This is a genomic window from Acinetobacter lactucae, assembly GCF_013344765.1.
Taxonomy (GTDB): Bacteria; Pseudomonadota; Gammaproteobacteria; order Pseudomonadales; family Moraxellaceae; genus Acinetobacter; species Acinetobacter lactucae_A.
Genome location: NZ_JABVBF010000024.1, coordinates 20,352 through 27,387 on the forward strand (window position 1 = coordinate 20,352; position 7,036 = coordinate 27,387).

The 7,036-nt window shown below is 40.1% G+C and carries 8 protein-coding genes; 6 read left to right on the top strand and 2 right to left on the bottom strand.

What is annotated here, in order from left to right:
* Positions 1 to 33: 33 nt before the first annotated feature.
* Entirely contained in the window at positions 34 to 1,524 is a 1,491-nt protein-coding gene (locus tag HUN22_RS04530; RefSeq protein ID WP_174726688.1) for a PLP-dependent aminotransferase family protein, read from the top strand.
* A 7-nt stretch (positions 1,525 to 1,531) separates the two neighbouring features.
* Here HUN22_RS04530 and HUN22_RS04535 read toward each other — a convergent pair whose 3' ends face one another.
* Together HUN22_RS04535 and HUN22_RS04540 are read right to left on the bottom strand one after the other, a co-directional pair.
* Entirely contained in the window at positions 1,532 to 2,221 is a 690-nt protein-coding gene (locus tag HUN22_RS04535; protein WP_174726689.1) for an LrgB family protein, read from the bottom strand.
* Positions 2,222 to 2,248: 27 nt separating this feature from the next.
* Positions 2,249 to 2,665, bottom strand: a complete 417-nt coding sequence (locus HUN22_RS04540) for a CidA/LrgA family protein (RefSeq protein ID WP_174726690.1) — start codon at positions 2,663 to 2,665, stop codon at positions 2,249 to 2,251.
* Positions 2,666 to 2,775: 110 nt separating this feature from the next.
* On the opposite strand from HUN22_RS04540, the gene HUN22_RS04545 reads away from it, so the two are divergent.
* The 5 genes from HUN22_RS04545 to epsC all read left to right on the top strand — a co-directional run bounded on the left by HUN22_RS04545 (position 2,776) and on the right by epsC (position 7,032).
* Complete coding sequence (locus HUN22_RS04545; protein WP_174726691.1) at positions 2,776 to 3,681, top strand: LysR substrate-binding domain-containing protein; 906 nt, start codon at positions 2,776 to 2,778, stop codon at positions 3,679 to 3,681.
* 120 nt (positions 3,682 to 3,801) lie between these two features.
* A complete protein-coding gene (gene yfcF / locus HUN22_RS04550; RefSeq protein WP_174726692.1) occupies positions 3,802 to 4,428 on the top strand; it encodes a glutathione transferase in 627 nt (208 codons plus the stop codon).
* A 33-nt stretch (positions 4,429 to 4,461) separates the two neighbouring features.
* Positions 4,462 to 5,310 (top strand): glutathione-dependent disulfide-bond oxidoreductase, encoded by an 849-nt coding sequence (gene yghU, locus HUN22_RS04555; protein ID WP_174726693.1) that lies wholly within the window; start codon positions 4,462 to 4,464, stop codon positions 5,308 to 5,310.
* Positions 5,311 to 5,562: 252 nt separating this feature from the next.
* Positions 5,563 to 6,072 (top strand): rhodanese-like domain-containing protein, encoded by a 510-nt coding sequence (locus HUN22_RS04560; protein ID WP_174726694.1) that lies wholly within the window; start codon positions 5,563 to 5,565, stop codon positions 6,070 to 6,072.
* Positions 6,073 to 6,090: 18 nt separating this feature from the next.
* Entirely contained in the window at positions 6,091 to 7,032 is a 942-nt protein-coding gene (epsC, locus tag HUN22_RS04565; RefSeq protein ID WP_174726695.1) for a serine O-acetyltransferase EpsC, read from the top strand.
* The last annotated feature ends 4 nt before the right edge of the window (positions 7,033 to 7,036 follow it).

Consider the following 7,036-nt stretch of genomic DNA (forward strand, 5'->3'; position numbering starts at 1 on the left):
ACCACTTTGTATTTTTTTAAGTAGACCAGAATTATGGCAAGAATGGCAAAAGTTGTTGAACTTCCGTCTATTGCAAAGATTAATAAAAGCCAAGGCAAGATTAGTGCTCAACTAACTCAAGCTTTACGCGAAGCCGTACAAAGTGGTGATTTACAGCCCGGCGATCCGTTGCCTTCTTCTCGTGAACTGGCTCAAACACTTGGGGTCGCTCGCGGAACAATTATTGAAGCTTACGATCAGCTTTTAGCTGAAGGTGTTTTTGACTCTCAAGCACGTACTGGCACCTATGTATCTCATGCTTTAGCTAAAAAAACTACGCAGCAACACTCTCAAAAAGAGACCACACCTAACTCAATCCCTTTGACTAAATCAGCACTTTCTTATGCCGAGGTACTCAAAGAGTTTAAACCGCTTCCCCACACTCCTTTTGCAGTATCTGTTCCGATTGGTCGCACTCAACCAAGTGATATCTGGCGTAAATTCGGTAATAAATTTAGATCGCGAGGAGCCGGAGTTCCTTCGGGTTATGGTGAACCTCAAGGCGTGCTATCACTCAGAGTTGCTATAGCAGACTATGTACGCCGATCTCGTTCTGTCCACTGCGAACCTGACCAAATTGTGATTACACCCGGTATTCAACAGTCACTTTATATTTGTAGCCAGATTTTATTTGAAGCAAAAGATGAAGTTTGGATTGAAGATCCAGCCTATCGCGGTACAATAGCCATTTTTGAACATGCCGTAAAAAATATCAGTACGGTACGTGTTCCTGTCGATGAAGAAGGTATTCAAGTTGAAACTGGGATTAAACTTTCAAAACATGCGCGTGCTGCTTTTGTGACACCATCTCACCAATATCCACTTGGTATGCCGATGAGCCTAGCAAGACGTACTGCTTTATTGGCTTGGGCAAAACAGCAAAATGCATGGATCATTGAAGATGACTATGACAGTGAACTTCGTTATAACGGTCAGCCCTTTCCATCTTTACAAGGTATGGCACCCAACCAAGTGATTTATTTGGGTACTTTTAGCAAAGTGTTATTTCCATCGCTTAGGCTTGGCTATGCCGTATTGCCTAAAGAACTGGTGGCACCTTTTTGTGGGCTGAGAGTATTAATTGATAGACACCCACCTGCTGCTGACCAACACGTTTTAGCTGCTTTTATTCAAGAAGGCTATTTAGAACGACATATTCGACGTACTCGACATGTTTATGCGGAAGTTCGGCAATACATTATTGGCTTGATTGAAAAACATATACCTCAAGAACTGGCTTGGTTACAGCCGGGTGATCAAGGCATGCATATTGTGTTATGGCTTGCTCATCATATTAATGATATTGACGTTGCAAGCTCGGCAGTCGATGCAGGTATTGCCGTTAAAGCAATTTCACCAACATTTTCAAAAGAGCAGCAACGTCCGGGTTTAATTGTCGGCTTAGGTGATTTTGAACCCGAACAGATGCAACAAGCCATTAAAAAACTATCAAAAATTATTCAACAACATGACAAACCGTCTTAATCCAAGCTTACAACATCAACCATAGATGAATCGCAAATGGCCCAATCAGCACCATTAAAATACCGGCGATGACCATAGTTAAACTGGCAATTACACCTTCTTCGCTATTACGCTGCTGAGCTCTAACTGTACCAAAACCATGCGCTGCATTACCAAAGGCAGCTCCATTTGCTACATTAGAACGGATTTTAGTAATCGCTAAAATCGCATCACCACAAATCATACCAACCAAACCAGTAATAACGGTAAATAGTGAAACCAATGCTGCCGAACCATGAATATCTTCCGCTAGAATCATGGCAAATGGTGTTGAAATAGAACGTGCCATCAAACTGTTGGTCACTTCAGGGCTAAAATGGAACCACTGTGCCATTTCATAGGCAGACATCACACCTACACTCATTCCCACAATAATCGCGATAGATAAAACACCTAAGTTTTTACGGATTGTTTCCCGATAGCGATAAATCGGTACAGCAAAAGCAACCGTAGCTGGCCCTAATAAATTAACAATCCACTGCGTATCTTCTGAATAAGTTTGGTATGAAATTCCAAAAATCGTCATCAATATAATAGTAAGTACAGGTACGCTAATCGCAGGCGATAACCAAAGTTTTGGATTTTTCTGATAGATTCGCTTTGCCACAACATAGGCTGCCAAAGTCCAGATCAGACAAAGAATTGACCAAATATTCATGTTGTTGTGCTCTTAGATATGCTTATGTTAAAGACGTTTTCGAGCTTGTAAATAAGCTTTCAAACGATTGTAAAAGTGAATCGTCAGGCACGTACTGAGCATGACCGAAATGGTCCCAACCGCAATGCTCAAGACAATTTGCCATCCTTCAGTCATAAACAAGGTTTTATACTGCACTACAGCGACCACAACGGGCACAAAAAACAGCAAAAGTTCGCCTAAAACAACGGTTGCTCCTATTGCCACCTGATCCATTTTGATAATTTTAAAGAACAGACATAAAAGCAATAAAAACATACCTAAAATACCTGCCGAGACAGGTACACCAAGTTTTTGATGTAAAAGATATCCTAGCCACCAAAATCCAGCCAAAATCAAAACTTGTTTAACTAAAACTAAAAATGTAGGTTGTGTGGGTGTTCCCGAAGCAGATTCAGTACTCATTTTGCGAAATTAAATGGTTAACTACACCATTATGCTATCTTGGTTAAATCTGCTAAATATGAATTATTCATGTTAATATTATTCCAAAATGGAATAATTTATTCTTTATTATGCTTTCTCTAAAATCACTACAGTGCTTCGTTACGCTGGTAAAAACTAAAAGTTTTACTCGTACTGCTGAAGAGTTGTATCTGACTCAACCCACTATTAGTAAAATAATACAGCAGCTTGAAGAGCAGCTTCAGGTACAGCTTTTGGTTAAACCCGATCACGGCCGAAAAAGACAAATTGAACTAACTGAAATTGGAGAGCGTATTTATCAACATGCAATCGAGCTTCTTCAGGCAGAACAGAACATCTTTCTTGAGATAGAAAACTATCAACAATTAAAAACAGGGACTTTAAAACTTGGCGTTCCGCCTTTAGGCTCGCAGCTCCTAACAACTGCCTTGTTTGATTATCATCAGCAATTGCCAGATATTGAATTGGCTTTTATGGAGATTGGTTCACGCGGTATTGAACAGGCTTTACTCAATAATGAGTTAGACGTTGGCGTTTTATTGCAGCCTTTTGATACGCAAATTTTCAATACCATTGAGCTATGTAACTACCCTTTAATGGTTCTTTTACGTCGGGATGCGACTTGGGCAACACGCAAAAAAATAAATCTAGAAGAGCTACAACATCAATCGTTTTTAATGTTTCCTGAAAATTTCTCTTTAAACAGTATTATTCTCGATGCCTGTAAGCAGCATGGCTTCTATCCGACCATTGCTTGCCGGACCAGCCAATGGCATCTCTTGGCAGATATGGTGCTACAAGGTATGGGAATCGCGCTTCTTCCTCAATATTATACCGACATGCTTGACCCTACTTTATTTGCAGCAGTACCGCTTGAAAAACCAAATATTCAGTGGCACTTAGTGATGGCTTGGAAAAAGAACCATCCCGTCTCACCAGCGGTACAGGCGTGGCTTAGTATTGTTCGTCAGCATTTTCAGCATATTAAGCCCTAACGTTGAACACTGAAATCGCTTAATTCAAAAACTGATAAAGCTTTTCCACAAAAAAGCTACCCAATCTTGGATCAGCTCACTTAGACTAGATCCGATTGTTTTATGACATGGACAATAACAATGAATAATGAACACTTTAAGCTGTACACAGATTCACAATTTCTAAGCCCCTACGCGTTTACAGTTTTTGTAGGGCTCCATGAAAAACAAATTCCATTTGAAATAGCGACCATCAACTTAGGCCAGCAAGGCCAGTTTGAAAAATCTTATGTAGCAAAGTCATTAACAGCCAAAGTGCCTGTACTTGAGCATAACGATTTTGCCTTATCAGAATCATCTGCCATTTTGGAATATTTAGAAGAGCTTTATCCAAACACATCTATTTATCCCAAAGATATTCAAGCCCGTGCTAGAGCAAAACAAATTCAGGCATGGCTCCGATCAGACTTAGTGGCACTAAGAACTGAGCGTCCAACCGATGTTATTTTTACTCAGCCCACATCCACTCCACTTTCAGAAGAAGGTCTAAAAGCAGCCGAGAAACTGTTCTTTGTTGCAGAAAAACTTCTTGCATCTAATGCCGAATTTCTTTTTGATTCATGGTGTATTGTAGATGCAGAACTCGCACTGATGTTACAACGCCTCATCCAAAACGGTGACACGGTACCAGAGCGATTAAAAGATTATGCACTGCAACAATGGCAACGACCGAGCGTACAAAAATGGCTTGCCTTTCGACATAACTAAACCCTTATATTTCAACCAAACATGAGATAAAAAATGAATGATTCAAACTATATTCCTCCACAAGTTTGGCAATGGACTGGAGAAAAAACTGATTTAAACCAACCTACTTCAGGCGCTCGCTACGAACACACACTCCCTGTCGGAAAACACCCACTACAGCTCTATTCTTTAGCAACACCTAATGGACAAAAAGTCACTATTTTGCTTGAAGAGCTTTTAGAATTAGGAATTCAAGATGCTGAATATAATGCTTGGCTGATTAAAATTGGTGAAGGCCAACAATTTGGCAGTGGCTTTGTAGAAGCTAACCCTAACTCTAAAATTCCGGCATTGGTTGACCATAGCCAAAACCCTCCATTAAGAGTTTTCGAGTCTGGCTCAATTTTGCTTTACTTGGCTGAAAAGTTTAAAGCTTTCATTCCGACCGATATTGCTGCACGTACTGAATGTCTCAATTGGTTATTCTGGCAAATGGGCAGCGCGCCATATTTAGGGGGAGGTTTTGGACATTTTTATGCCTACGCACCCGTTAAAATTGAATATGCAATTAATCGTTTTGCTATGGAAACAAAACGATTGCTAGATGTGTTAGATCAGCATTTAGCAAAAAATGAATATTTATCAGGCTCTGAATATACCATCGCGGATATTGCGGCATTCCCTTGGTATGGTGGTCTTGTTAAAAACTGGGTGTATAACGGCGCGGAGTTTTTAGGGGTCGACCAATATAAAAATGTTCAACGTTGGGCAGATGCGATTTTAGCGCGCCCTGCGGTACAACGTGGTCGTATGGTCAACCGTACTTTTGGCGATTTAGCTACACAGTTGCATGAACGCCATGATGCCAGCGATTTTGAGAACAAAACTCAAGATATAGTTTAATCATCATTTTTAAAATATTTAGCCCGCTCTTTGAGTGGGCTTTTTATTAAAATCAGTTAATCTAAAATTTATAATAAATATAGCTTAAAACAATATAAGAACTTTCAAGTAATTTATACATCTACACTTAAAACATTAAAAGTCATTTTATCAAAAAAATATATATAAATAGATATTCGTTATTTCTGCTTATATTCAAATCAGCGTAAATTCAATAATAACAATCTAGATAGAAGATAAAGGATATTTTTAATGAATGCCAAATTAAATGCAGAAAACCGTTCTGGTTTTATTTCATCGGGTTCAAATCCATCCTTGTCAAACGAAGAGATTTTTTCTAAAGCAAAACAATATGCACAAGACCATGAACTGAATTTTAGTGGAAGTTTATCACCCACTGATGCATGGCAACTCGTACAACAAGGACAAGCCGTTTTAGTTGATGTACGTACTAACGAAGAACGCAAATTTGTAGGATATGTTCCTGAAAGTATTCATGTTGCATGGGCAACAGGCACATCATTTAACCGTAATCCACGCTTTTTAAAAGAACTTGAATCAAAGGTCGGCAAAGATAAAACCATTCTTTTGTTATGCCGTAGTGGCAACCGTTCAGCACAAGCTGCCGAAGCCGCATTTAATGCTGGTTTTGAGCACATTTATAACGTTCTTGAAGGCTTCGAAGGCGATCTCAATGATCAGCAACAGCGCAATCAAAAAAATGGCTGGCGCATTCATCAACTTCCTTGGCAACAAGACTAATACTTCAATCAACTTTCAGTGAATCAAGGAAAGCTTGTGACTCAATGGAACATTAATGCTGTTGTACAGGGTTTACAACAAGCAAGGCATGACTGGCGTCAGCAACAGCACAGAATCAAAGAATTTGGGGGCCGTGAACTTCCATCTAAAGAAGCTTTGAAAGCTATTTTAGATGATCTCTGCGGGATTCTATTTCCAATGCGCTTAGGCCCTGCCGACTTACGTCAGGAAACTGAAGATTCTTATATTGCCTATACTTTAAATCGGGTACTCACAGCCTTACATGCTCAAGTACAACTGGCTTTAAATTATGAAGCAAAACGTCATTTGAGTCATTCAAGCCCAGTACAGCAGCCACAAGAACTTGCTCAAACTATTGTGCAGGATTTTGCCAACACCTTGCCCTCTATACGGCGCCTTTTAGACGGCGATGTGCGGGCGGCTTATGAAGGTGATCCGGCGGCGCATAGTGTGGATGAGGTATTACTTTGCTATCCGGGCATATTTGCGATTATTCATCACCGAATTGCGCATCAGTTATATGCCCAAGTACCTCTACTGTCTCGCATTATTTCTGAGTTAGCCCACTCTGCAACGGGAATTGATATTCATCCGGGTGCACAAATCGGCAAAGGTTTTTTTATCGATCATGGTACAGGTGTGGTGATTGGTGAGACTTGCGTGATTGGGGAACGTGTCCGTATTTATCAGGCAGTAACACTTGGAGCAAAACGATTTGAAACAAATGATGATGGTGCTTTGAAAAAAGACTATACACGCCATCCAATTGTTGAAGATGACGTGGTGATCTATGCAGGTGCCACTATTTTAGGTCGTATTACGATTGGTCGAGGGTCCATTATTGGGGGAAATGTCTGGCTTACACATAGTATTCCCGCAGGAAGCCAGATTTTACAGTCACCACTGGAGGCTTATCAAAAAAATCCAGAATTTAAATAAATCG